This is a genomic window from Roseofilum capinflatum BLCC-M114, from assembly GCF_030068505.1.
GTDB classification, from domain to species: Bacteria; Cyanobacteriota; Cyanobacteriia; order Cyanobacteriales; family Desertifilaceae; genus Roseofilum; species Roseofilum capinflatum.
Map to the genome: position 1 here is coordinate 22,241 of NZ_JAQOSO010000028.1, position 24,222 is coordinate 46,462.

General features: G+C 46.5%; 23 protein-coding genes. 4 read left to right on the forward strand and 19 right to left on the reverse strand.

What is annotated here, in order from left to right:
• The first annotated feature begins 89 nt into the window (after positions 1-89).
• A complete protein-coding gene (locus PMG25_RS06375) occupies positions 90-593 on the forward strand; it encodes a carboxypeptidase-like regulatory domain-containing protein (protein WP_283766068.1) in 504 nt (167 codons plus the stop codon).
• Positions 580-1,218: a cobalt transporter CbiM gene (cbiM, locus tag PMG25_RS06380; protein WP_283766069.1), complete on the forward strand. Its 639-nt coding sequence runs from the start codon at positions 580-582 to the stop codon at positions 1,216-1,218. The genes PMG25_RS06375 and cbiM overlap by 14 nt, the downstream gene beginning before the upstream one ends.
• A gap of 18 nt (positions 1,219-1,236) precedes the next feature.
• Here the strand turns inward: cbiM and PMG25_RS06385 are convergent, their stop codons facing one another.
• The 3 genes from PMG25_RS06385 to PMG25_RS06395 form a co-directional block, all read right to left on the reverse strand.
• Complete coding sequence (locus tag PMG25_RS06385) at positions 1,237-1,686, reverse strand: SRPBCC family protein (protein ID WP_283766070.1); 450 nt, start codon at positions 1,684-1,686, stop codon at positions 1,237-1,239.
• Positions 1,687-1,794: 108 nt separating this feature from the next.
• Positions 1,795-2,205 (reverse strand): hypothetical protein, encoded by a 411-nt coding sequence (locus PMG25_RS06390; protein WP_283766071.1) that lies wholly within the window; start codon positions 2,203-2,205, stop codon positions 1,795-1,797.
• 146 nt (positions 2,206-2,351) lie between these two features.
• Positions 2,352-3,956 carry a B12-binding domain-containing radical SAM protein gene (locus PMG25_RS06395; protein WP_283766072.1) on the reverse strand — a complete coding sequence of 535 codons (1,605 nt, stop codon included), beginning with the start codon at positions 3,954-3,956 and terminating at the stop codon, positions 2,352-2,354.
• 288 nt (positions 3,957-4,244) lie between these two features.
• On the opposite strand from PMG25_RS06395, the gene PMG25_RS06400 reads away from it, so the two are divergent.
• The gene (locus PMG25_RS06400; RefSeq protein ID WP_283766073.1) at positions 4,245-5,327 is read left to right on the forward strand and encodes a tetratricopeptide repeat protein; all 1,083 of its coding nucleotides are present in this window, start codon (positions 4,245-4,247) and stop codon (positions 5,325-5,327) included.
• Here the strand turns inward: PMG25_RS06400 and PMG25_RS06405 are convergent.
• From PMG25_RS06405 to PMG25_RS06475, 15 genes are all read right to left on the reverse strand, one after another.
• Entirely contained in the window at positions 5,324-6,289 is a 966-nt protein-coding gene (locus PMG25_RS06405; RefSeq protein WP_283766074.1) for an Npun_F2552 family protein, read from the reverse strand. The two genes, PMG25_RS06400 and PMG25_RS06405, sit on opposite strands and share 4 nt — an antisense overlap.
• 51 nt (positions 6,290-6,340) lie before the next feature.
• On the reverse strand, positions 6,341-7,279 hold the full coding sequence (locus PMG25_RS06410) for an isopenicillin N synthase family dioxygenase (RefSeq protein WP_283766075.1): 939 nt from the start codon (positions 7,277-7,279) through the stop codon (positions 6,341-6,343).
• A 162-nt stretch (positions 7,280-7,441) separates the two neighbouring features.
• Positions 7,442-8,383, reverse strand: coding sequence for an isopenicillin N synthase family dioxygenase (locus tag PMG25_RS06415; RefSeq protein ID WP_283766076.1), 942 nt, complete (start codon positions 8,381-8,383; stop codon positions 7,442-7,444).
• 114 nt (positions 8,384-8,497) lie between these two features.
• Entirely contained in the window at positions 8,498-9,229 is a 732-nt protein-coding gene (locus PMG25_RS06420; protein WP_283766077.1) for a sulfotransferase-like domain-containing protein, read from the reverse strand.
• A 56-nt stretch (positions 9,230-9,285) separates the two neighbouring features.
• Positions 9,286-10,389, reverse strand: coding sequence for a mandelate racemase/muconate lactonizing enzyme family protein (locus PMG25_RS06425; RefSeq protein WP_283766078.1), 1,104 nt, complete (start codon positions 10,387-10,389; stop codon positions 9,286-9,288).
• A 298-nt stretch (positions 10,390-10,687) separates the two neighbouring features.
• A complete protein-coding gene (locus PMG25_RS06430) occupies positions 10,688-11,998 on the reverse strand; it encodes an NAD(P)-dependent oxidoreductase (protein ID WP_283766079.1) in 1,311 nt (436 codons plus the stop codon).
• A 22-nt stretch (positions 11,999-12,020) separates the two neighbouring features.
• Entirely contained in the window at positions 12,021-13,091 is a 1,071-nt protein-coding gene (locus PMG25_RS06435) for an alcohol dehydrogenase family protein (protein WP_283752954.1), read from the reverse strand.
• Between the two features lie 188 nt (positions 13,092-13,279).
• Positions 13,280-13,972: a class I SAM-dependent DNA methyltransferase gene (locus PMG25_RS06440; RefSeq protein WP_283766080.1), complete on the reverse strand. Its 693-nt coding sequence runs from the start codon at positions 13,970-13,972 to the stop codon at positions 13,280-13,282.
• 298 nt (positions 13,973-14,270) lie between these two features.
• Complete coding sequence (cobJ, locus tag PMG25_RS06445) at positions 14,271-16,157, reverse strand: precorrin-3B C(17)-methyltransferase (protein WP_283766081.1); 1,887 nt, start codon at positions 16,155-16,157, stop codon at positions 14,271-14,273.
• Between the two features lie 151 nt (positions 16,158-16,308).
• Complete coding sequence (locus PMG25_RS06450) at positions 16,309-17,220, reverse strand: glycosyltransferase family A protein (RefSeq protein WP_283766082.1); 912 nt, start codon at positions 17,218-17,220, stop codon at positions 16,309-16,311.
• A 124-nt stretch (positions 17,221-17,344) separates the two neighbouring features.
• Complete coding sequence (locus PMG25_RS06455; protein ID WP_283766083.1) at positions 17,345-18,409, reverse strand: ABC transporter ATP-binding protein; 1,065 nt, start codon at positions 18,407-18,409, stop codon at positions 17,345-17,347.
• A gap of 561 nt (positions 18,410-18,970) precedes the next feature.
• Positions 18,971-19,309 carry a HepT-like ribonuclease domain-containing protein gene (locus tag PMG25_RS06460; RefSeq protein WP_283766084.1) on the reverse strand — a complete coding sequence of 113 codons (339 nt, stop codon included), beginning with the start codon at positions 19,307-19,309 and terminating at the stop codon, positions 18,971-18,973.
• Positions 19,306-19,650: a nucleotidyltransferase family protein gene (locus PMG25_RS06465; protein ID WP_283766085.1), complete on the reverse strand. Its 345-nt coding sequence runs from the start codon at positions 19,648-19,650 to the stop codon at positions 19,306-19,308. The genes PMG25_RS06460 and PMG25_RS06465 overlap by 4 nt, the downstream gene beginning before the upstream one ends.
• 119 nt (positions 19,651-19,769) lie before the next feature.
• Positions 19,770-20,621, reverse strand: coding sequence for a carbohydrate ABC transporter permease (locus tag PMG25_RS06470; RefSeq protein ID WP_283766086.1), 852 nt, complete (start codon positions 20,619-20,621; stop codon positions 19,770-19,772).
• Positions 20,622-20,799: 178 nt separating this feature from the next.
• Positions 20,800-21,402 carry a Uma2 family endonuclease gene (locus PMG25_RS06475; RefSeq protein ID WP_283766087.1) on the reverse strand — a complete coding sequence of 201 codons (603 nt, stop codon included), beginning with the start codon at positions 21,400-21,402 and terminating at the stop codon, positions 20,800-20,802.
• Between the two features lie 289 nt (positions 21,403-21,691).
• Here PMG25_RS06475 and PMG25_RS06480 point away from each other — a divergent pair, with 289 nt between their 5' ends.
• A complete protein-coding gene (locus PMG25_RS06480; RefSeq protein ID WP_283766088.1) occupies positions 21,692-22,690 on the forward strand; it encodes a PEP-CTERM sorting domain-containing protein in 999 nt (332 codons plus the stop codon).
• A gap of 492 nt (positions 22,691-23,182) precedes the next feature.
• On the opposite strand, the gene PMG25_RS06485 is transcribed toward PMG25_RS06480, so the two are convergent.
• Entirely contained in the window at positions 23,183-24,094 is a 912-nt protein-coding gene (locus PMG25_RS06485; RefSeq protein WP_283766089.1) for a carbohydrate ABC transporter permease, read from the reverse strand.
• Positions 24,095-24,222 lie beyond the last annotated feature (128 nt).

A 24,222-nucleotide genomic window follows, 5' to 3' on the forward strand; every position in this document is an offset into this window, starting at 1 on the left:
CAAAAACCTCGATCTGCACTTCAGCCCTGACTATGCTGATTCTTAGAGGTTCATTGTCCTCACCTGTCCCAGTTACCCAAGTATTGTTTATGAGATGGAAAACACTAATCCCACTAGGGATCGTCTCCCTGTTGGCGTTCTCGGAAAAAGCGATCGCCCATGGGGTACAAATTCAACATCATCAGATCCCGGCCGTTCAAATCCAAGCCACCTACGATTCTGGGGAACCGATGGATAACGCTCAAGTGACTATCTACGCTCCTGATGACCCGGCTAACCCTTGGATGCAAGGCATATCCGATACTCAAGGTGAGTTTGTTTTCGTACCCGAACCGGGTCAAACCGGAACATGGACAGTCAGAATTCGTAAAGCGGGGCATGGTCAAATTTTCCATATTCCCAACCCTGAAGCCCAAAACTCTGACTCTCAAGCCTCCCAACCGGCGATCGCCAATGCGACTTTAGGAGGGTATACTTCTATGCAAAAAGGCTTGATGATTGCCTCAGCGATCTGGGGATTTATCGGAACCGCCCTATTTTTCTCCCGCAGTCATCCCCGCAGTAATCGGAGTCAGTCGAATGCACATTCCTGATGGTATGCTTCCCCCGCAAGTGGCGATCGTGGGATATGCCATGAGTGGGGGAATCATGGCATGGTCTTTAAAACAGATTGAAAGAAGCGATCGCACCCAAGAACAAATTCCCAAAGCCTCCTTACTCACGGCTGCTTTTTTTGTCTCGTCCTCCATTCATCTTCCCATTCCTCCCGCCAGCGTCCATTTAGTTCTTAATGGATTACTCGGAGCCATATTAGGCTATTATGCCTTTCCCGCCATTGTGATTGGATTATTTTTTCAAGCCGTCATGTTCCAACATGGAGGACTATCCACCCTCGGAATCAATGCTCTATTAATGGGACTTCCCGCCTTACTTGCCGGATATATCTTTCGCTCTCGCTTTGCCTTCGGTGGTAGAGATCGACCCTGGACGGGTTTATTTGGCTTTCTTTCTGGCAGCACTGCCGTCGGTTTATCCGCTACCATGTTCTTAAGTGTGGTATTACTCACCTTACCCGTTGATATTGACCAAACCCTAGAACAAGCCTCTTTATGGGGCTTAATGTTTGCCCATATTCCCTTAGTCATTTTAGAAGGCCTATTTACCGCCATGGTGGTCATCTTTTTGGAACGAGTCAAACCTGAATTAATTAATGGGTAATCGGTAATCGCTAATCGGTTAATTACCTCCGCAGTAGCGTTGAATCACTTGGTGACGATAAGTAAACATATCCTCCAACCGGTCAATTACAAAGCGACCCAACAAAAATTCTGTTATCTCTCCCCCAAACAATTCCAAGCGAATGGTATCCGTTAAGCGGGTTCGATCGCCTTCGCGGGTGAACTCATGGCGATGCACCCAACTCTGACAAGGGCCTTCCATTTGGCGATCGACAAAATATTCATAGGGAACACAATCTGTATGACGGGCCAACCATTTAATCGGAATTAAGCCCAATTGAATTTCAAACTCTGTAATTGCCCCCACTCCTAAACCCCCTTCCCGACGCAACACTTTCACCGGTTGCCAAGGGGGAGTTAACACACTCAAAATATCCTCCCGTTCATGGAATTCCCAAACCCTTTCTACGGTTGCATCAATTAAAGTCGATTTCTCAAAATTCAGCATAATTCTAATCCAGAATAGCCTTAAAATTGTTAATCAACTTCCCTTCTTCCACAGGAGAAGGGAATGGGGGTGAGGGCAAATCATCCTTACCTGGTGGGTTATTGCTGCCTATTCCCAATTCAGAATTGGTTCTTGCAAAATTTGCCTACCGTCCTCTTCAACAACCAAAAAAGACCCTTTAGCGGTGTTAAAAATAATATAATACAGATAGTTACCATTCCGAGCTTCAAAATATTCTCCACTAGAATCATAATCGCTCAATTCTAGGCGAATATCATCTCCTGTCTGTTTATCTACACCCACATAAGTGTAAGGGGCATCACCGCCACAAATACTCACCCAAAAATTGGCAGTTTCGGCTAATAAATAAGTGCTTTCACTCTGATAACAATAATCTTGTAGTTGAGCCATTCGAGTTTGCCCCAGCACTTGACGGAATGGAACCAGAGTGGCTAGTACACCCAGGAGAACAGAGGCACTCAGGGTTAACCCCTTGTGAGTTAAAAATAGATGCTTCATAGTTTTGTAAGGATGATGGTGCATAAGTTGAAATGCCCTCATCATAGCAAGCCCATTCCTTTGATGTCATCCTCTCTTTTTCCAAGGGAGAAGCACTGCTCTACCAACAGGGAAGGTTGACTGCTTTTAAAAAAGAGCGCCAATTGCTATATCTTCTGACTCATGGCTAAATGCTGTTTCAGGGTTTCTACTGATAGGGTTCCTTGGATATGCTGCCAAGGTAAAATTCTGTCAGTTGACCAGTTTTCATGCACATAATCTTCTAAGTCAGGAACTTGTCCTTGAAAATGCTTAAACGCTTGCCGATAACTCCCTAGGGAATCCCCGGAGTTTTGCGTGAATTCTAGGATATGGGATAAGCGGCGATCGCCCCTAGAAATAAGTGCTTGAATCACCGACCAGTTGTAACTCTCTGGGCGGAACTGTACGCCCATTTTTCCTAATCCTTTTTGTAAGAGCTTTAATCGTTTCTTGGCTTGGGGGTTTACCCCATACCATTGAAAGGGGGTATGAGCTTTGGGAACAAAGGTGCTACATCCCAAGGTTAAGCGCAATCCAGGCGCAGCTTTTTTCAAGTCTTGCATTAAGTCTAAGGTAGGCTCTAAATCCTCGACTTCTTCTCCGGGAATGCCTACCATACCATAAAATTTAATTCCTTTGAGTCCTCCAGCTTTGGCGTTAATGGCAGCTTGGAGTATTTCGTCTTGTTGCAGTTTCTTATTCACAATGGCTCGCAATTTTTCCGATCCACTTTCGATGGCAATGGTGATCGAGCGGCTATCCCGTTGACTGAGAATGCGGGCGAGTTTTTCGGTGACTGTATTGGTGCGGACGGAAGCTAGACTTAAGCGCACTTGGTCGTATTTGGGTTGACTGAGATAATCGAGAAGGGTATTAAATTCGGGATGTTGGGTGACGGAAGCGCCTAATAATCCCAGCCGGTTGGTGAATTTTAATCCTTGTTCGATCGCCGGAATTAATCCTTCTTGTAAATTCGCTGTCCGAAAGGGTAAGGTCAGATAACTGGCTAAACAAAATCGGCAGAGTTCGGGACAAGACCTGACGACTTCTACCATATAAATGTTTTCCCAGGCTGCTTGTGGGGTAACGACTCTAGAAGCGAGGAGGGTTGTACCGCGATAGGTTTGTTTCGTGGGTCGTTCGGGAATGGTATCCTCAAGGGGAGTAATTGCGGCGATCGCCCCCGTAGGACTCTCGTAGGTTACCTCATATAAACTGGGTACATAAATTCCTTCTCCCTGAGCCAGATATCTCAATTGCTCTGCTCTTGATGCACCCCGCACCTGTTGATAGCGGGCAATGAAGTCCCCTAATAACTGTTCTCCATCCCCCAATAAAATCACATCAAAAAAGTCGGCAAAGGGTTCTGGATTGGCTGTTAATACTGGGCCACCGCCGAAAATTAGGGGATGATGGGGGTGGCGCTCCTGGCTCCGTCTCGGTATGCCTAATTGATCGAGCAGGGCCAAAATATTGCCATAGTCCAATTCCCAGGATAACGAGAAACCAAGCAGTTCAGCCTGTCTGGGCAGTTTTTCCTGCCCATCGGTAAATAAACGACTCACAGCCACGTCCGATCGCTGGCATAACTGCGACCAAATCACCTGATAACCTAAACTGGTGATGCCGATACTGTAGCTGTTAGGAAAGGCGAAGATTGCCGGAATAGCAGTGCTTTCAGGAGAGGCTGGAGAGAATAGAAGCTGTTCTTCATGCAGGGGAATAGACAAGGAACGATCCGGTTAATTTAAATTTTTGACATAAAACGGGCAGAATAACTTATAACTTTACAAAAAAAACGCTTCTTTGTCAAATTGATAGAAATTGCCTCAAAAATTGGTTGGATTGCTAATAATAATAGTCCTTTTTTAAAGACTTGATAAAAAATCAGCAAAAATACGGAGTGATTCCCCCTATCCGGTCGGCTATCCTAAAAGTATACCCTTCTTAATATTTAATTCAGGTGCAGTCGAAGGGGGTAAACCGGGTGAATCTGTTAGAAGGGAGCGATCGAAACGATGAAATCGAGATCAACCTATTTAAAGGGGAAAGCACAAACCGTGGTTAGTCTTCATCGAGAGGGGGTACACCGGGATACATTGGTTCCGCGCGAAGAGGGGGACTTTAATCCAGCCAGTCTATCCATGATTACCCTTGCCGATCAAGCCGATCTCCTTTTTGAACAAGCCAGGATTTCTCAGCAACAAGGAAATGTGAAACAAGCTCAAGCCCATTGGCAAGAGTGCTTAACCCTCTATGAAGCGCTGCAAAACCATCAGCGAATGAGTCAAATCTTGGGTTATTTAAGTCATACCTATTATGCCCAAGGGGACTACGATCGCGCCATTGCATATCAACAACAACGATTAGAATTAGCCCACGAACTGGGTAATGTACGCCTAGAAGCTCAAACCTGGGGCAATTTAGGCAATGCTTATCGCCATCAAGGAAACTACACAGAAGCTATTGCTGCTGAAAGTCGCAGTATTGAACTGGCGCAACAAATCGGAGAGGATCGCCTATTAGCGATTGGTTATAACAATTTGGGCCTGGTTTACAAAGCTCTCAACGACTTACCGGAAGCGATCGAATACCAAACTCGAAGTTTACACCTGATTCAAGAGCAAGATAACCCCCTAATGGAGAGCCAAATTTTGCGGAACTTGGCCAACGCCCACCATGCCCTAGGGAATTCCGATAAAACCATCGACTATTACCAACAACTCCTAGCATTAGCTCGGAGAACCAACAATCAACGTTTAATCACCAAAGTGCTAAGAAACCTAGGCAATACGTTCCACACTTTGGGAGACTACGCCCAAGCAATTACCTATTATGAAGAACGGCTACACTTAGCCGAACAAATGCAAGATCAACGGGTAAGAGAACAAACCCTAGGCAGTTTAGGGGTGGCTCACGATGCCCTCGGTAACTATCAGAAAGCAACTCACTATTACGAGCAGCGCTTGCAAATTGCCCTACGCCTCAAAGACAAACGCTTAACTGGACAAACTCTAGGCAACCTAATTGTTGCCTGTAGTGCCCTCGGTGACTTGCTGAAAGTGGAGCAATACCGAGAGCAACGCAAAGCACTGGCTTAGGAAACGTTCTGAGCTTGATAGGCGCTGATGGGTTCTTTAATTAAGCGAATATACAAATGTTTAAATGTAGATTTAATCACCCGTGGCATTCCAAAATCAATGGGTTGCATTCTATCGGGTAACTTCCAATCGGCGATCGCCAACTCCTGGGGATGACACAAGGGAAACTCCACAGCCTCCTCAGCATAACACCCCGCCGCCAGAGCCGCCTTATGGGTAGGAACCATCATGGGATCGACTCCCAACAGCTCCAACAGGCTCAAGTCTAGAGCAAACACATCCTCAGATGCCCCTAAAATGCCCAGGAACCGGGGTGTACCGTTCATCGGCCCATTTCCCTCATGGGCAATAATCCCATCAATAATGGTCAAATTTGGCGCAAGGGTACGAGCTGTTTCTACAAGCATCGCCCCAAATTCTTGGGGATTTTTCCCGGCTTGCATATGCCACCATGCCTTCATTTTACCGGGCACACAGCCAAATAAATTCTTAACCCCCAAGGTCATAGTCAACTGTTGATGGGATTTAATCTTGGGTAAATTAATCACCACATCTGCCTCCATCGCTTCCTTAGAGAGCAACAAATGACCCCAGCGATCGCCCTCCGTTTCATATCGTCTTCCCCGAAATTCTACGATCGGTAATTCTACCTCCTGCAAAAATGGTAAATAACCATTAGACTGAGCCACCCCTTCAGCCGTGCCAAACGCCGGACTATCGCCCAAAAAGGGGATACCTCCCGCTTGTTTGACCAACCGCGCAACCTCAACAACTAACTCCGGACGAGTCACACACTCATTTTTCGGTCGCGATCCCGTTAAGAGATTGGGCTTCAGGAGAACGCGATCGCCCGGTTTAACCAGCGACTCGATCCCTCCCAGAGGAGCCAAAACCTGCACCAAAGCAGCCTGTAGAGCTTCGCGATCGTAGGAGTTGGCCCGCACAAAACTAACTGTAGTCATTGTATTTTTTAACCCGTTCACCACTAAGCACAAGATAGCACGATCAACTCATTACACTAACTCTTGAGCGCGACCGCCTCCCGTTTTCTCCACCCAAATGGAATTAAAATTTTTCAACATAATCTCAGTCGGATTGATCTTTTCATCGCTGCCGATGGGCTGAAAAACGGCATTCACCTTGGGATAAACAAAAAATGGAATCGAAATCCGACTTTTCGCCAGAGTATGAATCACTTCATGGGGAGTGCTGATAAATAAGCCATTAGTCCACAGTTGTAACATATCCCCTAGATTCACCACAAAGGCATCTTTGAGACAGACCGCATCAATCCAAGCCTCTTTAGCGTATACACGCAAGGAAGGGTTGGGAAAATATTCCTGGATTAAGATCGTGAAAATCCCATTATCGGTATGTTTCCCGGCAATCCCACCTTCGGGGGGATAATGAATGGTGCGATGGATTAAGATCGGTTCATCAAAATAAGGGTCAAAGTAATCGGGTTCCTGCCCTAAAGCAACGGCTAATCCTCGTAAAAGATGGGGAACAATTTTGGTCAGAATTTCCCCTTGAAGCTCATAGTGACAGGAGGCAAAACCCGGAGCTACCGTATCATCAGGAATCAGGGTGGTTCCGGTAAAAGGTTGGTCAGCATGGGGGCGTTCTATGCCTAAATCAAACAGCTCTTTGGGATCGGGCCCTTCTTCTCCATTGAGAGCTTCACCATAGAGGGGGCTGTATCCTCTACAGGTATTTGGATAAACAGTTTGTTTGTCTTGACTATAGGCTTTTTTCGTTTCTTCCGGCAACTGGAAAAAATTGCGAGAAGCCTGAATGGTTTTCTGGACTAATTCGGAGGAGATACCATGATCTTTAAGATAAAAAAATCCATGCTCTAAGCAAGTATCATATAGCCGTTTGTGTTCTTCATTTCCGGAGGGAGAACTTGATTTTTTAAGTTGGGCTAATGAAATAATCGGTAACGTATTCATTTGTTTTTCTCCTAATTGTTAATCCCATAGGTAACGATATAGGGCTTGTATCTGCACTGATTATATCATCTTTTAGTCCTCTCCCATCACGAGAGAGGACTAAAAACCCTTAATTGCCAAACTATACGATCAAACACTTAGGGGGCAATCTAGGAGACCGGTCTATTGTGTTAATTCTTTAGCACGACCTGAACCGGATTTATCTACCCAGATAGAGTGAAAATTCTCTAACATTACGTCAGTCGAATTGATAGTTTCCTCGGTTCCCATGGGCTGAATCTGGGTATTGTGATTGGGGAAAACAAACAAGGGAATAGAAATGCGAGTCTGAGGCAGTTTGTGAATGACTTCGTGGGGGGTACTGACAAATAAACCATTCGTCCAATATTGCAACATATCCCCCAAATTGATCACAAAAGCATCCTCTAAACATCCCGCATCAATCCAAGCATCTTTCGCATACACTCTTAGGGAAGGAGTGGGGAAATATTCCTGAATCAAGATGGTAAAAATGCCGGTATCTGTATGTTTTCCGGCAATTCCTCCAGAAGCAGGGTAGTAAATGCTTCGATGGATTAAAACGGGGTCTTCAAAGTAGGGATCAAACCAATGGGGGTCTCGGCCCAGGGCAACCGCTAATCCTTGTAACAGGGGGGGAACTACTTGATTCATAATTTCCCCTTGAAGCTGATAATGGGATGAGGCAAAACCGGGAGCGACTTCGTTATCAGGAACAACAGTTGGCCCGGTAAAGGGTTTATCGGATGGAGGGCGTTCTAAACCTAAATCAAAGAGTTCTTTGGGATCGGGCCCCTCCTCTCCATTGAGGGCTTCACCATAGAGGGGGCTGTAGCCTCTAGAGGTTTTTGGATAAACAGTTTGCTGGTCGTGACCATAGGCTTTTTTAGTTTCTTGGGGAAGTTGAAAAAAGTTTCGAGAAGCGTCTATGGTTTGCTGAACTAACTCTGAAGAAACGCCATGATCTTTGAGGTAAAAGAAGCCGTGTTCTAAGCAAATGTTGTAAAGTCGTTTATGTTCTTCATTTCCGGATGAATAACTGAGATCTTTGAGTTTTTCTAATGAGATTACGGGTAAGGTATCCATTAGTTAATGAGCCTCCGGGTTGGGTAGTTCTCCTTTTTTCTACAAAATTAGGTTAAATAATGTATTCAATGGAATTATACCATGAAAAGGGGGCTTAATTATAGAAATTCTGGGTTAATCAATGCGTAGTCGCTGTTCGTATAGTTTTTCATAATAGGGTAAACAATACTTATAAGCTTGCTGCAAATGCTCGTTGTCTTCAATCTTCACATAATTGTTGGGTTTCGTTGGTTTAAATCCTTGACTCGATTGGACTTGTTTATGCCAGCTTTTCCATGGAAGGAGTTCTGGTTGTTGCTTGGCTTCCCAGGTTAAGGCTTGAGGGAGAAAGGGAATGCCCACTGCATGACAATAGGCTTTGACAGTTGCTTCTGGTTTATGGACTAAATCATCGGAATCAATCAAAGGGGGGACTTTTCCCAGATAATTTTTGGTTGCTTCAAACAAGTGGTAAATTGCTGCATAGCCGGTTTCGACTAGACTAAAATCGGGCCGACGGGCGAAGAGGGAGGGAAGGGCTTTAGCTGGATGGCGAATCAAGAAGGTGTTCTCAAAGTGGGATAAGAAGGTTGGATCGGCCCGATCGCAAATACAACGAGCCATATCTTTCATAAAGATTTTTTGGCTTTGGGCCTTATCAATCAGGCTTTGCAAGACGGGTTGAAAGCTCTTGGACTTCTGAATGTTGTCATCACTATAGCGATCGCTCTTTCTTTCCTCGCTACAGCAAAAGTACAGACCAAAGGGTTCGTGAAGAACCAAAAAGTCTCCCCTTTGGCGCATCATGGTTTCAAAAGCAGTAGAAGTCGATCGCGGCACTGCCCAAAGTGCAAGTATTTTTTGCATCAGAAAATTTCTCCCAGTGTCAGCCATAACCATCCTTTCATCTGTACCCAGACCTATTATTGATAGACGGCAATGGGTTCACCCAGCACCTCCATAATCGGCTCTACCCCTAATCCTGGCCCCTCTGGAGCCACCGTTTTACCCCCTTGACCCCGCGGCCCACCCGTGGCTGTATTCACTGTCAGCATCTCATGGCACAACCACGTCGCCCGCAGGTGAGTCGCTGGAGTAGACTGGGCCAAATGCACCGATCCCGCATCCCCGATCGCACTGCCCCCCGTCACCTCAATATTCATGCGAATCCCCGTTTCCACACAGAAATCCCGAATCCGCTTGGCCTTCGTCAAACCTCCCACCCGACCAATTTTCAACCCGATCGCCTCACACGCACGATCCCCTTGAGCGCGAACGATATCCCCATAGCCCTGAATGCATTCATCCAGGATAATCGCATGATTCGTTAGCCTCCGCAGTTGTAAGCACTCTTCATAAGTTTCACAAGGTTGCTCAAAATAGAGAATCGGCTCTTTCACCGCATTCATCACCCGCATCCCCTCATCCACCAACCAAGCGCGGTTCACATCAAAGGTCGCCGTTTCATCGGGGGGTAAATATGCACCAATGGCTTTAATGCGCTCAATATCTAAGGCCACATCTGCGCCAATTTTACAGGTATGGACTTTTTCTCCCCTAGCTTGACCCCGTTTAATCGACTCAATCATGCCCTCTGGAGTATCTGTGGGCACAGAATTTTGAATCGTAATCTCTTGGTCAATGCGACCGCCAAACAATTCACACAGGGATAATCCCGTGAATTTGCCCAGGATATCCCAACAGGCCATATCCAGAGGGGATTTAATGTAGGGATGACCCGGTAGAGCCATATCCATCGCCCGATACACAACATCGATCCGTCGGGGGTCGAGGCCAATCAGTTGGGGCGCTAACTCCTCAATTCCCGCCCGAATACCTCTGGGAAAGGCGGGTAAATAAGTTGACCCCCAAGGGCAGCCTTCCCCCCAGCCCCGGATGCCTTCATCCGTATCCATGGCGATAATGGTGGAATCGAGTTTATCAAAGTACAATCTTCCTCCAGAGAGTCGGTAGGGATGCTCCAGGGGTAAGGTCACTTGATAGACGGTGATTTTTGTGATTTTCATAGAGTTTTAGGCAAAAGTGTTGAATTGTAGTGCCGTGACACAGCTAAAATAGGGCTTTGTTTGTAGTAAGCACTTTAGTGCTTAAAAGCCTAGCTGGAGATGGCTTGAGCAATCACTACAAACAAAATCTATTGCATCAAATTAGCTGTGTCACGGCTACAAGGATTGGTAATTATAGCTGTTTAATCGGACTTGGTATTACTAGCGAGCGAGACGCTCGCACTCCTCGTATTGCTTCATTTTATTGCGGTCACGGGACTACCCGCTTTTCACCATTGGGCAATGGGAGAGCTAGGGATTAACTCAGATGCTTGAGGATTTTGGTTAAAACCGGGAGCTTGGCGTGACGACCGAAGTCAAAGGATTGGATTTTGGGGACAATGGCTGGATCGGGTTGGTAGGAGGTTATATTATCAAATACCCAACAGGTTCCACAACTCCAGCGAATCACATCCTCGATTAATTGGTCGCTTAAGCCCATGTTTTTGCCCAGGTGGTGAGCTTCCCCTAAAATCAGGTAGTTGATATAGGCCATGAAGTCGGTGAGCGATCGCGCCATATCCATTAGAATTGGATCGTCTAAGGGTTCCGGTGCAGGATATTGGAGTTCGTAGGGACGGGGTTTGATGCGACCGAAAATATCGCTGATTTTTTCCTCAGAATGAATATAGCTGCGATTCAAACCATAGGGAGAGGGAGCGGTAAAATGGGGCACTCTCAGATTCACCCCATTATCCTCTTCGATCAGCTTAGTGACTTTCACATGGTTATCATGGGCATCATATTTCTGTCCCGCTTCCCGGTATCGTTCTTCGATGATGCGACCGATGGGGAGGGGAACGTTGAGTTCGTTGGCTAAGTTTACCGTCAAGTCCGTATCTTTAACGGTGATTTCTAGGGAGCAGGAATAGTCGTAGCTGCCGTCAAAAATAAACGGGGTAACTTGCTCGGCCACGAAGCTACTGCCTTGGGAAGAGCGGATTAAATCCCACATCCAGAGCAGGGGAATGCCATAGATTTTACAAATCATCAGCACTTCGCCCACGGTCACCATGCCGGTGTAGAAGAGCAGGTTGGTCAACAGTTTGATGGTCTGTGCTTCGCCGATGGTGTCACTGACAAAGAACGAGATTTCGCCCATGGAGTCCAGGGAGCCTTTACTGAGGTCGTAGCCTTGGCGATCGCCGCTCACATAGAAGCTAACGTTACAAAAATCAACCCCCATATGCGAGAGATTACTAACCGGCGACTCCAGACTAAAAATCCCTTTTTTCCTCGCTTCTCTGGCAATATTTTGGGTATTGTGGTAGTCCGTTGTCGAGAAATCCATCCAAGTTGACCCCGGTCTCATCCCTTCCACCGCTCCACTCGGCCCTAACATATTCTCTAAAACATGATGGGGTAGGGGCAAATTGGTAATCACTAAATCTGAGCCTTGAGCCGCTTCTTTGGGGCTGTTTTTCCAGATGGCTCCTTTGGCAATCACCGGCTCGGCCGCTTCTTTGTACTTATCGTACACTTGCACGTGATAGCCATCTTTGAGCAGTTTGTAGATCATCTGCTTGCCCATAGCGCCTGTGCCAATATAGGCAATTTTTTGCTTACTCATCCGTGAGTTTCCTTTCTCTTACTTAAGGATTGTTTTCAGGCGTAATTACAACTTTGCCAAAAAAGCTTTTGCTTTGAAAAAATTTCTGCGCCTCTTGCATTTGACTCAGGGGAAAAACTTTAGCGACTGGAGGTTTCAACAGACCTCGTTCGATATATCCGAGCAAATTCTGAAATACTGCGGGTTCATAACGGTTGCCTCCATGCATCTCTACATCTTTGTAGATCAGATCTCGCAAATCCAGCTCAACCAGTGGCCCGGCGATCGCTCCAGAAGTCACATACCTTCCACCCACCACAAGGCTCTTGAAGATCAGACTAAAGTATTCTCCGCCCACTACATCTGCAACTACTGTAATTTCATGCTTCCCAACATTAGAAGCAAGTTGGTCATCTCGGCAATAAGCATAATCAGCACCCAACTCCTTAGCTAAATGCTCTTTGTTTGCTCCCACAATCGCAATCACAACTGCGCCTCGAATTTTCGCTAATTGTATGGCTGCACTGCCCACACCACCGGAAGCTCCTGTAATCAGGACTGTATCTCTAGCTGCGACTCTCGCCTTAGTTAACATATTCTCTGCTGTGGAATAAGCACAGGGCAGCGTTGCTAACTGAGTATCCGGTAGAGGGGAATTAATGGGGTAAGCATTAGTCGCAGGAACTACTGCATATTCAGCAAAACCTCCATCGAGTTCGCTGCCCACATACTGATATTCTGCGAATTGAGCAGTACGAATCCAAGGATATACAATCACCCGTTGATTGAGGGTTTCTGGCGCGACACCCTCACCCATTCCGACAACTTTTCCCACGATATCAGCTCCCTGAATACGAGGAAATTCTACTCCTAGCTGATTCCAGGTTGCTTTTCCTCCTTCGTTGGTCTTTGTATCTTGCAGAATTTCTTGAAATCCTTGATCTGCTGCATACCAACCTGTACGAGTATTGATATCTGCATTGTTGATCGAACAAGCTCCTACTTTAATCAGGATTTCTCCTTTCTGGGGGGTTGGTTTAGGAACTTGAGTATAAACTAATTGTTCTGGGCCGCCATATCCGTTGAGAAGGACGGCATTCATTAATTCTGTCATAGGTGTTAATAGTCGGGGGTAAAAGTCTCTCTTCCTGGGGAAAGGGATTTTCCTTCGGACATGAAAGGGAGAGGGCGCAACCTTTAGCTAATAGTCGTTTGCCCTCTTCCCCCAGCCCCTTCTCCCGTGGGAGAAGAGGGGTAAGAAGTCCCTCTCCCTGGGGAGAGGGATATAGGGAGAGGGCTTTCTTAGAGAACCTCAAACGCCCAATAGTGAGCGCCTTCTTCGGCAATATAGGGGCCATCGATGATGGAGCTAACGAGCTTCACTTTCTTCTCGGCTTGTAGGCGATCGCACTCTTCTTGGAAGTTAGTGCTATCGTAATAGCTCTTCCGGGTGCTGACGACCACCAGACCACCGGGTTTGGTAAACCGGATCATCTCTTCTATAGCAGTGGGGGGCACATGACCCAGGGTAAACACCCCGCAACTAATGGAAGCATCATACTGGTTATCGGCATAATACTTGATCCGTTGGGTCAGATCGCATTCTGTTCCCCCCTCTAGCTTCCGATAAGAATCGGTTTTTTCTGCCGCTTCCACCATCCCTGGGGAGATATCAAAACCATCCACATTCTTATAACCTTTGCGACGCAGAGCTACACCGACCAATCCTGTACCACAACCCGCATCTAGGATTTCGATCTCTGGATCGCGCAAATTCAGGAATTTACCAAATTTTTTGGGTAATAAATCAAAATAGGCACTAATGTATTCCGGGCCACAATACGCTTCATTTTCTACATCATGGTCATACTTTTGAGACCACTGGTCATAATAGTCTCTGAGGACATCAGCATCGCCAGAAAGCTTGTGGGCTTCCTTGATCGCATCAAAACTGCTCTGATTTTCTTCGGTTTTGACTTGACTTGTATTGCTCACAACTTGTACCTTGGGTAACAACTTTTGATATATCTCTCGATATTTCTACAATTGGGGGCGATTACGATTATTGGTCATAATTAGCCCGTTCTTATCAGACCAAGATTTCTGCGGTTTGTCAAGCGATCGCCGGTTCAATGAAAAATTAAAAATTGACCATCGGAATAGGGCGGTGGGGCGATGATCGCCTCCTAAACACAAAAAATCACCCCAAACCCCCTACAAGATTTGGGTATAACCCGCCCCTACAGAGATCTGTAGCGCAAATAAATAGATTTGATATAACTATATAACTGATTCACCGTAAAGGAAAATAACCCCTGGGAGTAATCATCCATTGACCTTGGGTTCGGGTCGTGGGATTACCGATGAGGACGGTGGTTAACATATCAATGTCGAGTTGGGCAAAGTCTTCTAATGTGGTGAGGGTAATTTGCTCGTTTTCCCGATAGGCACAGCGTACAAGAGCGACGGGGGTTTGGGGATGACGATATTGGAGGAAGATGTCTTGCGATCGCCGAATTCCCTCGGTGCGCTTCTGGGATTTCGGGTTATAGATAGCGGTGACAAAATCCCCCTGTGCAGCCGCTACTAAGCGCTTTTCAATCACTGGCCAAGGGGTTAACAGGTCGCTTAAACTAATGGCACAAAAGTCATGCATTAGGGGCGCTCCCACCCGTGCAGCGGCCGCTTGTAGGGCGGTAATTCCGGGGAAGACTTGGACTCCGGGAACTTGGCCATCCCAACCTTGGTTTTGCAGTTCCTCTAAGACTAATCCGGCCATGCCATAAATGCCACAATCTCCGGAGGAGACCATGGCCACGGTTAACCCCCATTGGGCTAATTCTATGGCTCGTTCGGCCCGTTGGCGCTCTTGGGTGATGGGAAACTGTTCAATGATTTGACCGGGACGACGCAGGGGGGCGATCAGGTCTAAATATAACCCGTAGCCCAGAACAGAATCGGCTTGTATAACGGCGGCTTGGGCGGCTGGAGTCATCTGTTGCAGCGCTCCGGGCCCCATGCCTACTAACCACAGTTGACCGGTTCGGGCGGTATATTCTTGGGGAGATTGGGCGATCGCCACGGTAACCGCTCCAGATAAGTCCCGAAAGCGATAGATTTGCTTCGTCACCAACAGTTCAGAGACCCCGGCCGCAGTCAGGGCGGCGGCTTCGGCAACGCTGGGTGTACCCACCGTTTCGGCGACCAGCGCCGAGGGATTGGGCACAGAAACCCCCTTTAACTGCTCTGATGGGAAGGGGATCAAGGGCCAGCCTTTCGCCTCACACAGAGCCAATAACCCCGGCTCATCGGCCTTGCGATCCAGGGTGGCAATACCAGCGATCGCCCCTTCTGCCAGATGTGCAGCAGCCAGAACCTGCTCCAACGCTTGGGAAATCACCCGCTCATCGGTTCCCCGTTCGCACCCCATCCCCACCCACAACACCCTCGGATGCCATTGCACCTTGGGAAAGGTTCCCTTGGGGGTAAACTGGCGCTGGGTGGCGCTGATCCAAACCCTGGCTCCTGCGCTGCTAGAGTCGAGTTCAAATGCAAAGGGATGATCGTTGGGGAGATGTTCTTGCCACAGGGTTGATCCGGCATCTTGAATGACTTGTACAGAATGTTGTTGGGCGATCGCCGCGCTCACTCCTGTCCAGTCTCCGCTTCCTCGTCTCCATCCGAAGGGCAACCCCAAGGTATCGATCGCCGGTAAGTTGAGGCTATCACAAGCACCGGTAACGATCGGCGCTGCTCCCAATTGGGTCGCGACTAACCGCGTCAGGCGATCGGCTCCTCCCTGATGTCCCCCACAAACACTAATCACATGGTTTCCCGTTTCATCCACCACCACCACCGCCGGATCGGTGCTTTTATGGTTCAATAGGGGAGCAATCAGGCGCACTACCGCACCCACAGCTAACCCAAAGATCAACCCTTGATGGTTTGACCAGAGGGTGGGTAAGTAGTCTGATAAGCTACCTGGATAGACTTCATAGGATTGACCTTCCTGTAGGGGCGAGGGGCCCCTCGCCCCAGTTTTTAAGGCAGTATGGCAAGACGGAGAGACGATCAGCTCTGCTCCCAGGGACTCGGTAAGGGGAAACAGACGATAAGCCGATCGGGGTGTCGTGGCGATCGCCACCAGAGACCCTACCTCAACATTCCCAGATTGAACCATCGCTTTCTCTCCTTTTCCCCGCACCCTGTAGGGACTGTAAAATCCATCATACCTTGTAATCTAAGGATTGATCGTGCTTCAGGGTGCTGCTATTGAAGTAAGCGATCGCCCGCATCCACATCAAACCAATGCATCGCCTTTTGGGGCAGTCTTATTTAGGGGAAAATTTCATCTTCAGATACTTAGCAATTGTTCTGGGCAAAGCATAAGCCTTACTCAGAAATAGACTCCAGAAATAAGGGTATTGAGGAAAATACTTGATCAGCAGAAAATCTGAGACAACATGAAAACGGGCTGCCTTAAGTGCAGGGTCTGAAGAAATAAAACGAATTTGCTCGTGGCCAGAAAGCCAATGTCCAATGATTTTATCCGGTGCAAATAGAGTTGCCTGGACAAATAAACCTGATAAACGATCAAATCCCGATCTCGGTATCCATGTCACAATACCTAATAACTCTGTAGCTTTTGAGAGTTCAGGCATCGCCTTCTGGATCGCCTCAGTTTTCCAGATAATATTATTAAAATTTTCAAAATGAAGTCCCGTTTTTTGAAACGGGAAGATCAAATAAGAAAGCTTAAATGAAGCGGTCAGAGGTGCGATCGGGACTTCTAATAATCCTTCAAACTTTCCTTTATCATAGCTTTGACAAACTGGCATATGTTCGAGATCGGGAATAGGTTCCCACTCTGACTCTATCCTTTCTTTTTCTTGGGAATCAATAACTGCTTTTTTCAACCGTAAAATAACACTTTCTGGGAATCTAGAGAAGTAAGTAGAAATCATCTTGATGATCTGGGGATGAGCATAATCATCATCATCTAGAGCCAATAAATAAGTCCCACGAGCATTAAGCAAACCCACAAAACGCTGCATCATTTCTCCTTTATAGGGACTGATCAACGTTCTCACCCTAGGATCATTCATATCGCCGGGTATCACTCCTGGTGGATAAATCAGGATAAATTCAATATCACCTTCAATCTTTAAAAGCTGTTCCAACCAATAGGGCGAAAACTTTCCCAGTGTTGGTGTGATAATAGATAACAAAGGCTTTGTATTCATAAATATTTACGTTACCTAACGAATTTTCTGGCTTTGTATTTCTTCGTGACTTAGCGGTTAACCCTTCCCATTCATTAAGAATTGAGTATCAGTCTTTCCTGTATTTTTCACGCCTTAAATCACTTTATGATATACGATCGCCCGCATCCACATCAAACCAATGCATCGCCTTTTGGGGCAGTCTGAGCCGAATTTGCTCCGTAGAGAAGGGGCGATCGGCTGGAATGAGCGATCGCACCGTTTTATCCGATCCGGCAACACGCACACTCAGCAACCGCTCTTTCCCCAAATCTTCCACCAAATACACCACTCCCTCCACCGCTTCCTTGCTCTCCTCTGGAGCGATCTGAATATCCTCCGGACGAATACCCAAAACGATCGCCCTAGGAACCCTGGACAGAGCGGGTAAAGGCAGGGCAAAATGACCCAAAATGGCTTGATTTTGCTCGCAAGTCAACGTTAATAAATTCATTTGCGGACTACCCACAAACCCCGCCACAAACTGATTCGCGGGTTGACGATAAATCTGTTCTGGAGTCCCCAACTGTTGCACAAATCCCTCATAGAGTACAGCAATTTTCGTCGAAAGGGTCATGGCTTCCGTTTGGTCGTGGGTGACATAAACCACCGGTTTCTGTTGTGCTTCAAAGAGCTGCTTCAAATCTGCCCGTACCTGTTCCCGCAACAGGGCATCCAAATTACTCAACGGTTCATCCAACAAGAATACATCCGGATTGCGTACCAGCGATCGCGCCAAAGCTACCCGTTGACGCTGACCTCCTGAAAGTTGCCCCGGCTTGCGATCGAGCAAATACTCTAATCCTAAACGACTCGATACACTCTTCACCCTCGTTTCAATCTCATTCTTATCCACTTTCCGCAACCGCAGAGCCGTCGAAATATTCTCAAAAACCGTCATATGGGGATAGAGCGCATAACTCTGAAACACCATGGCCATATTCCGTTGACCTGGAGGTAATAAAGTAATATCTTCTCCCCCTAAAATCACCTGACCTTCCGTTGGTCGATCCAATCCTGCAATCATCCGTAAAAGCGTCGATTTTCCACAACCCGAAGGCCCCAGCAAGGTCAAAAATTCCCCCTCCTCAACCTTCAGACTTACATCCTTAACCGGAATACTCTTGCTCGTAAATTGCTTGCGTAAATTTTTTAAGATTAGTTTAGCCATTTTAGAGATTGACCATCGCAGAACCACAAGCTATCCCTCTTCTGTCACTTTCGGAACAAAGAGGGTGGAACCCTGATTCTTTCGTTCGCGATAATGCTCCGCATCGCTTCGCGATCGCGGGCTGTAATGCCGGAAATTCGTCAGAATTTCCCAGTTTAACAGAAGAGAGCTACAATACTAGAACTATTTTAACCCATAATTTAAGCCTAATACAGCGTTTCGCGCTGTTATGAGGTACAGCATTAATCTATGGGTTAGAATTGTCATTGCGACCGGAGGGAAGCATTCGCGCTTCGCGCAAGCTTCGCTAACGCCAAGATTGGGGGATTTTGCGATTGCTTCATTCCACTTCGTTCCATTCGCAATGACTTATCTGAATAAGACTGTACTCCGTTACAGCGCAAAGCGCTATATCTATTCGCATCGATCTTACGTCTCGGACTCGTCTAGAAAATTATGAACGTTTAGGGGTATTGGAAGTCTGGAGATATTCGCAAAATGGATTAGAAATTATCGTAGAATTTGAATCATACGGCTTATTCTCCTGCCTACCCTACTCGCTTATGGTTCAGGCAAACGGCTGTTTTCCAAGAGTTGACGGAGTTCAGGTATGCTAGTCTCAATAACATTCCAAAGAATTTTGAGATCCACCTCTTTGTACTCATGGATCATGCGATTTCTCATTCCTCGGATCGCATCAATGGGGACTTCGGGGTTAGCAGCAATATAAGCTGGGGATAAACGATTGACGATTTCGCCAAGGATAGCGATTTGGTATAGCACAGATGACTGGGTTTTGGGATCTCCTTCAAATTGAACCCGATCAAACCCCTGGCTAAATTCCAGGATCTTAGTACAGGCTTGGATAGCATCAAGGAGATATTCCAGATCGCGGCTCATCGGCAGTAGATAGTGTAAGTATGACTGAGAATGTTTTGGCGGCGGATGGGATTATGGCTGTTTTCGATCGCATTACGGGTTACCAAGTCGATGGGGCGATCGCCAAACAGTTGGCTCAGTTGTGCTTCAATAATATCCAGGTCAAAAAAAGTAATTTTCGCTCTCTCAGAAAATTGCACCAGTAAATCAATGTCGCTATCGGGGCGAAAGTCATCACGCAGCACAGAACCAAACAGAGCCAGTTCAACAATTTGCCAGCGATCGCATAGTTGATTGAGTTGAGTGCGATCGATGTGCAAGTCAGGGCGTAGGGGGAGGGTGTTAGAGACTAAAGTAGACATAATTGTTAATTGTAGCGACTTATAACCCGTTTAGGATCGGAATCATAGAGTGTAGACAAGGCAAGCGATCGCGCCATTTTTTCTGAATATTAATTCCGGAGAGTGACAGAAAAGAGGTATTACCCTTTCACTGCACCTGCGGTAATTCCTTGCACAATGCGGCGCTGGAAAATTAGCACCAAAATGACTAGGGGAACTGTTCCCGCAATGGTTGCCGCAGCCATGGGGCCGTAGGGCACTTCAAATACGGAAGTTCCTCCCAGTTGGGCAACTGCAACCGGGATGGTATATAGACTTTCTTGGGTGATAAAGGTGAGGGCAAAAATGAACTCATTCCAAGCAAAAATAAACGTTAAAATTCCCGTTGTGACTAAAGCGGGTACGGTCATGGGTAGAATGATATTCAGCAACATGCCCAAGGTGCTGTAACCATCAATTTTGGCTGAATCTTCTAAGTCTTTGGGCAATTGTTGAAAGAAGCTTCTCAGGACTAGAATGGTTAAGGGTAAGTTGATCGCCGTATAGGGAACAATCAGCGCCAGATAATTATTGCCCAATCCCAAGGCTTTCACCATTTCTAAGAGTCCCAGAAACAGCAGCACGTAGGGAAATAGGCTAATCACTAAAATAAAGGCCAGGATAATTTTTTCTCCCGGTATGTTTAAGCGAGTGAGACTATAGGCGGCGGGCGCTCCGATGCCTAAGCAGAGAAGGGTGGAGAGGATGGAAACTAGGGCGCTATTGAAGCCATAACGAAGGAAGCCTAAGCCTAAACTTTGATAGTGTTTTAAGGTGAGTTGATCGGGGCTGGGCAGATAAATATTGGGAATGGCAGAAATGGCTTCATTAGTCTTGATGGAGGTCAGAATTTGCCACAAAATGGGAGTAACAAAAAATAAAGTTGTACCTAAAATGCCGATCCATAATAGGAATTTTATCCAGTTTAATTTAGGCTTCATTTCAGATTTCATAGATTACTTTCCTCCGCTATGCAGTAGATTTTGATATGAAGTCCGGTTTCCGCAAGCGGACATGAAAATGGGAAAAGAGAAGCGGGCAAGATGCCCACACTCCTGGCATTCCTTGATATTATTTGGAGTGGTAGCGTCTCACTCCCTAGATTTTTAATGATCGAAAAATGCATTGGTTTTACGTTTTTATCCATCTGCGAAACTCATTTGCAGCTTCTAAGCGTGATGTTTGTGCCATCAACACGCAGCGAGTGAGAAGTTCTATATCCAAATCAATCAGTTCCGGGATTTCACTGCGGGCAATTTGACTGTAATTTTCCCCTTGCAGTCGATAAAGGCTAAATACACCATCTTCCCAAAACCATACTTCTGGAATACCTAGGAAACGGTAGCGTTGCAGTTTGTTGGAGCTGCCACTGGTAAAGATGACTTCGACGACTAAATCCGGGCTAGGCTTAGATGTACTGAAACAATAGGATTCATCGGGTTCGGCGGAAACTGTACCTTCGTACTCCTGCGTAGTCGAGCCAAGGGGTTCAAATTCAATACCCATTTCCAGGCAAAATAACCCAATCAGAAATCCAATTAAGCGACTGAAAAATTGGTGTTCTCGTCCCGGCATGAAAATTTCTACGGTATTTTGGGTGTAACAAAGCCGCAGATTTCGGCGATCGCCAAATCCAGACTGAAGGAGTTTGAATTGCTCCCAAGTAATCCCAGAATGGACAATACGCTGATCCGACGATGGAGACTTGATTTGTTCGGATTGCAGTTGAACCATAGGCCTATCAATTAAAAATGGGTTATGCCCTATTCTCCATAAAGATGCGCTTCACAAGGGGCGATCGCGCTGCCTTTTTGTAAAGAAATATTACAATATCCGCGATTTTGCATAAAATCGCCCCGAAAAAACAGATTAACTAATAGGAGGGTGGGTTAGTGTCTGGGAAAATCCCGACGGGAAATTACCCAGAAACTGAACTTTAACAGCCTCCTATATCCATCCAGAGAGGGATTCTACGGATTGAAACCCCTGCTCTGGAACTGAAAACGATTAGGAGAATAAATCCATGTTAACGAACCAATCTGGGATTAGTGCAGTTTCTCGCACCGTTAAGCGCGTTGCTCTTGGGGTAACCTCTGTGGTTCTCTGTTGGAGCGGTTTGAACCTGGACTCGAAAGCCAATGCTGCTCAGTTTTCCGTCTTGTGGTGGGATACAACACCCGTGAATCCTTGGATCAATAGTGAACTTCGTCAAGAAATGTCTACTTTTCTAGATGATTTTGGTGGTGGAAATCTCTTTGATACCACGTATGTCTCTCATAGAACATCTGGAGGACTGCAAGCCCATTTAGCCTCTAATAGCTATGATGTTGTGGTTTTAGATACTTTCTATAATCCTCCTTACAGTCCTGATTTTCCATTTGATTTAGGAGATCGGGAAGCCCTAAAACAGCATTACACCCAGAAATCGAATTTGATGCTTGATGGAACTCTAAGCATTCGTAGTTTGCAAGCTATCCCAGAAACTGATTTTCCCGGCCCCAATAATGCCTTTGGTAACTTTACTGTGAATCAGATTTATGAACTGGCGAGACGAGGAGGAGGGATTTTTATTGGTACTGATGATTATACTGTTCAACATGATGGTAACTATATGCTTGATGCTCTTTTCCCAGGGCAACCAGCTAGGTTTAGTGGTTTAAGGAATCCTTCTACAGATGGAGTGTTCTACGGTTCAGATTTGATCAATAACCAGGTAGCCGTTTCACCTAATGATATTTTCACGCATTGGAGTGCGGCTCCCAGTCAAGGGGTTGCTCCCACGGGAGATTTTATCGACTTCTTGGGCAACTCGGTCACTCTTTACAGTCAAGTGGATGTTGCCGATAAACCCGGTGGTGGGCAAAAGTATTCCTATATTTCCACCAGTTGGAAACCGGATGAGTGTACAACTGCCGTCACCGGTACAAGTTCTGCCTGTAATCCGGAAAAAGTCCCCGAACCTTCCGCAGTTTTGGCACTGTTGGCGGTTGGGGGTCTCGGTTCCCTGTTGAAGCGGCGTTAAGGTTGATACCGTAGGGGTGGGTTCACCTAAATTTAGAAAACCCACTCATATCAAGTCCGAATAATCAGCTATGATTTGTCATTGCGAACGGAACGCAGTGGAGTGAAGCAATCTCATCATCTCGATAATTGTGGCGATTGCTTCCCTGCGGTCGCAATGACATCTATTTAACCGGACATCATATCATCAATGGCGTGAACCTGACCCTTGTATCTTAAAAGAGTCGGCGATCATTAAACAGAAATGTACCTATAGCAGGCCTAAATGAGTTATGTAACGATTGCCCCTCATCCCCCTGCCCCCTTCTCCCGCAGGCGCTGCCCTGAGCGAAGTCGAAGGGAGAAGGGGGAAAAGTCCCTCTCCCACGGGAGAGGGATATAGGGAGAGGGCATTTCCCGTTGTACAACTCATTTAGACTAGCTATATTGCCTATTACCTATTCCCTATTCCCTATTCCCTATTCCCTATTCCCTATTACCTATTACCTATTCCCTATTCCCTAGCGCGAAGCGCTATAACTGGAGTGCGAAACTTAGTGAGCAACAAAGCGGCAACTGCCACGGCTAAAATGAGTAACAAAAACGTGACCACAACCAACGCTGCACCATAGCCAAAATCTAGATAGCGGCGCACCGTAGCATAGATGTAAATGGAGACGGTTTCTGTGGCTCCGGCTGGCCCTCCTCCGGTCATCACTTGGACTAAATCAAAGATACCAAAGGCTTGGGCAAATCGGAATAGCAGGGCGATAATCAGTTGGGGGGTAATTAGGGGGACTGTGATCTGCCAAAAACTCTGCCAAGGGGTGGCTCCATCTATGGCATGGGCTTCATATAAATCGGCGGAAATGGATTGCAAACCAGCTAATAAAATGATGGCAATAAAAGGGGTGGTTTTCCAAACATCGGCGATAATCATGGCAATCATAGCGCGGGTGGGATCGCCGAGCCAAGTGATGGAGGTTTCGATTAAACCTAAACGGGTGAGTAAATCGTTAACTACTCCATATTGATCGTTAAAAATCCACGCCCAAGCTAACCCCATGACTGCCGTAGGAAGAGACCAGGGAATCAGGGTGAGGGTACGCACAAATCCCCGACCAAAAAAGGCTTGATTGAGGATTAAGGCGATCGCCATCCCTAACGCGACTTCGAGTACAATGGATACAGTCGTAAAAATCGTCGTATTGCCGAGACTCTGCCAAAACCGACCATCGCCCCAAAGCCGTTGATAGTTGGCAAATCCCGAAAAAACAGCTTCGAGTTGCGTGCCCAAATTCTCCGTATACAGACTTAACCAAAAGGCGCGAACAATGGGATAAATAAATACTAAGCCCAGGATGATTAGGGCAGGCGCAATTAAGATTAAACCGGTCTTTTGGTCTCGTCCAGGCGTTTGAGTCATGATTTCTCTGGTTTCTGTCATCGATTTTATCGTAGGGTGGGCAGTAGGAAAAGATCCCCCCTTGCCCCCCTTAAAAAGCAGGGGGTTTTCAAAGTCCGGGGCAATCTTTAAAAGAAAAGTGAACTTTT

What these genes read in the sequence shown, in the direction of transcription:
- PMG25_RS06415 (WP_283766076.1), bottom strand. Translation starts at nt 8,383, where the DNA reads ATGGATACCTTACCCGTAATCTCATTAGAAAAACTCAAAGATCTCAGT.
- PMG25_RS06400 (WP_283766073.1), top strand. Translation starts at nt 4,245, where the DNA reads ATGAAATCGAGATCAACCTATTTAAAGGGGAAAGCACAAACCGTGGTT.
- PMG25_RS06410 (WP_283766075.1), bottom strand. Translation starts at nt 7,279, where the DNA reads ATGAATACGTTACCGATTATTTCATTAGCCCAACTTAAAAAATCAAGT.
- PMG25_RS06450 (WP_283766082.1), bottom strand. Translation starts at nt 17,220, where the DNA reads ATGAATACAAAGCCTTTGTTATCTATTATCACACCAACACTGGGAAAG.
- PMG25_RS06435 (WP_283752954.1), bottom strand. Translation starts at nt 13,091, where the DNA reads ATGACAGAATTAATGAATGCCGTCCTTCTCAACGGATATGGCGGCCCA.
- PMG25_RS06475 (WP_283766087.1), bottom strand. Translation starts at nt 21,402, where the DNA reads ATGGTTCAACTGCAATCCGAACAAATCAAGTCTCCATCGTCGGATCAG.
- PMG25_RS06470 (WP_283766086.1), bottom strand. Translation starts at nt 20,621, where the DNA reads ATGAAATCTGAAATGAAGCCTAAATTAAACTGGATAAAATTCCTATTA.
- PMG25_RS06480 (WP_283766088.1), top strand. Translation starts at nt 21,692, where the DNA reads ATGTTAACGAACCAATCTGGGATTAGTGCAGTTTCTCGCACCGTTAAG.
- PMG25_RS06420 (WP_283766077.1), bottom strand. Translation starts at nt 9,229, where the DNA reads ATGCAAAAAATACTTGCACTTTGGGCAGTGCCGCGATCGACTTCTACT.
- PMG25_RS06430 (WP_283766079.1), bottom strand. Translation starts at nt 11,998, where the DNA reads ATGAGTAAGCAAAAAATTGCCTATATTGGCACAGGCGCTATGGGCAAG.
- PMG25_RS06455 (WP_283766083.1), bottom strand. Translation starts at nt 18,409, where the DNA reads ATGGCTAAACTAATCTTAAAAAATTTACGCAAGCAATTTACGAGCAAG.
- PMG25_RS06385 (WP_283766070.1), bottom strand. Translation starts at nt 1,686, where the DNA reads ATGCTGAATTTTGAGAAATCGACTTTAATTGATGCAACCGTAGAAAGG.
- PMG25_RS06460 (WP_283766084.1), bottom strand. Translation starts at nt 19,309, where the DNA reads ATGAGCCGCGATCTGGAATATCTCCTTGATGCTATCCAAGCCTGTACT.
- PMG25_RS06390 (WP_283766071.1), bottom strand. Translation starts at nt 2,205, where the DNA reads ATGAAGCATCTATTTTTAACTCACAAGGGGTTAACCCTGAGTGCCTCT.
- PMG25_RS06375 (WP_283766068.1), top strand. Translation starts at nt 90, where the DNA reads ATGAGATGGAAAACACTAATCCCACTAGGGATCGTCTCCCTGTTGGCG.
- PMG25_RS06465 (WP_283766085.1), bottom strand. Translation starts at nt 19,650, where the DNA reads ATGTCTACTTTAGTCTCTAACACCCTCCCCCTACGCCCTGACTTGCAC.
- cbiM (WP_283766069.1), top strand. Translation starts at nt 580, where the DNA reads ATGCACATTCCTGATGGTATGCTTCCCCCGCAAGTGGCGATCGTGGGA.
- PMG25_RS06405 (WP_283766074.1), bottom strand. Translation starts at nt 6,289, where the DNA reads ATGACTACAGTTAGTTTTGTGCGGGCCAACTCCTACGATCGCGAAGCT.
- PMG25_RS06485 (WP_283766089.1), bottom strand. Translation starts at nt 24,094, where the DNA reads ATGACTCAAACGCCTGGACGAGACCAAAAGACCGGTTTAATCTTAATT.
- cobJ (WP_283766081.1), bottom strand. Translation starts at nt 16,157, where the DNA reads ATGGTTCAATCTGGGAATGTTGAGGTAGGGTCTCTGGTGGCGATCGCC.
- PMG25_RS06425 (WP_283766078.1), bottom strand. Translation starts at nt 10,389, where the DNA reads ATGAAAATCACAAAAATCACCGTCTATCAAGTGACCTTACCCCTGGAG.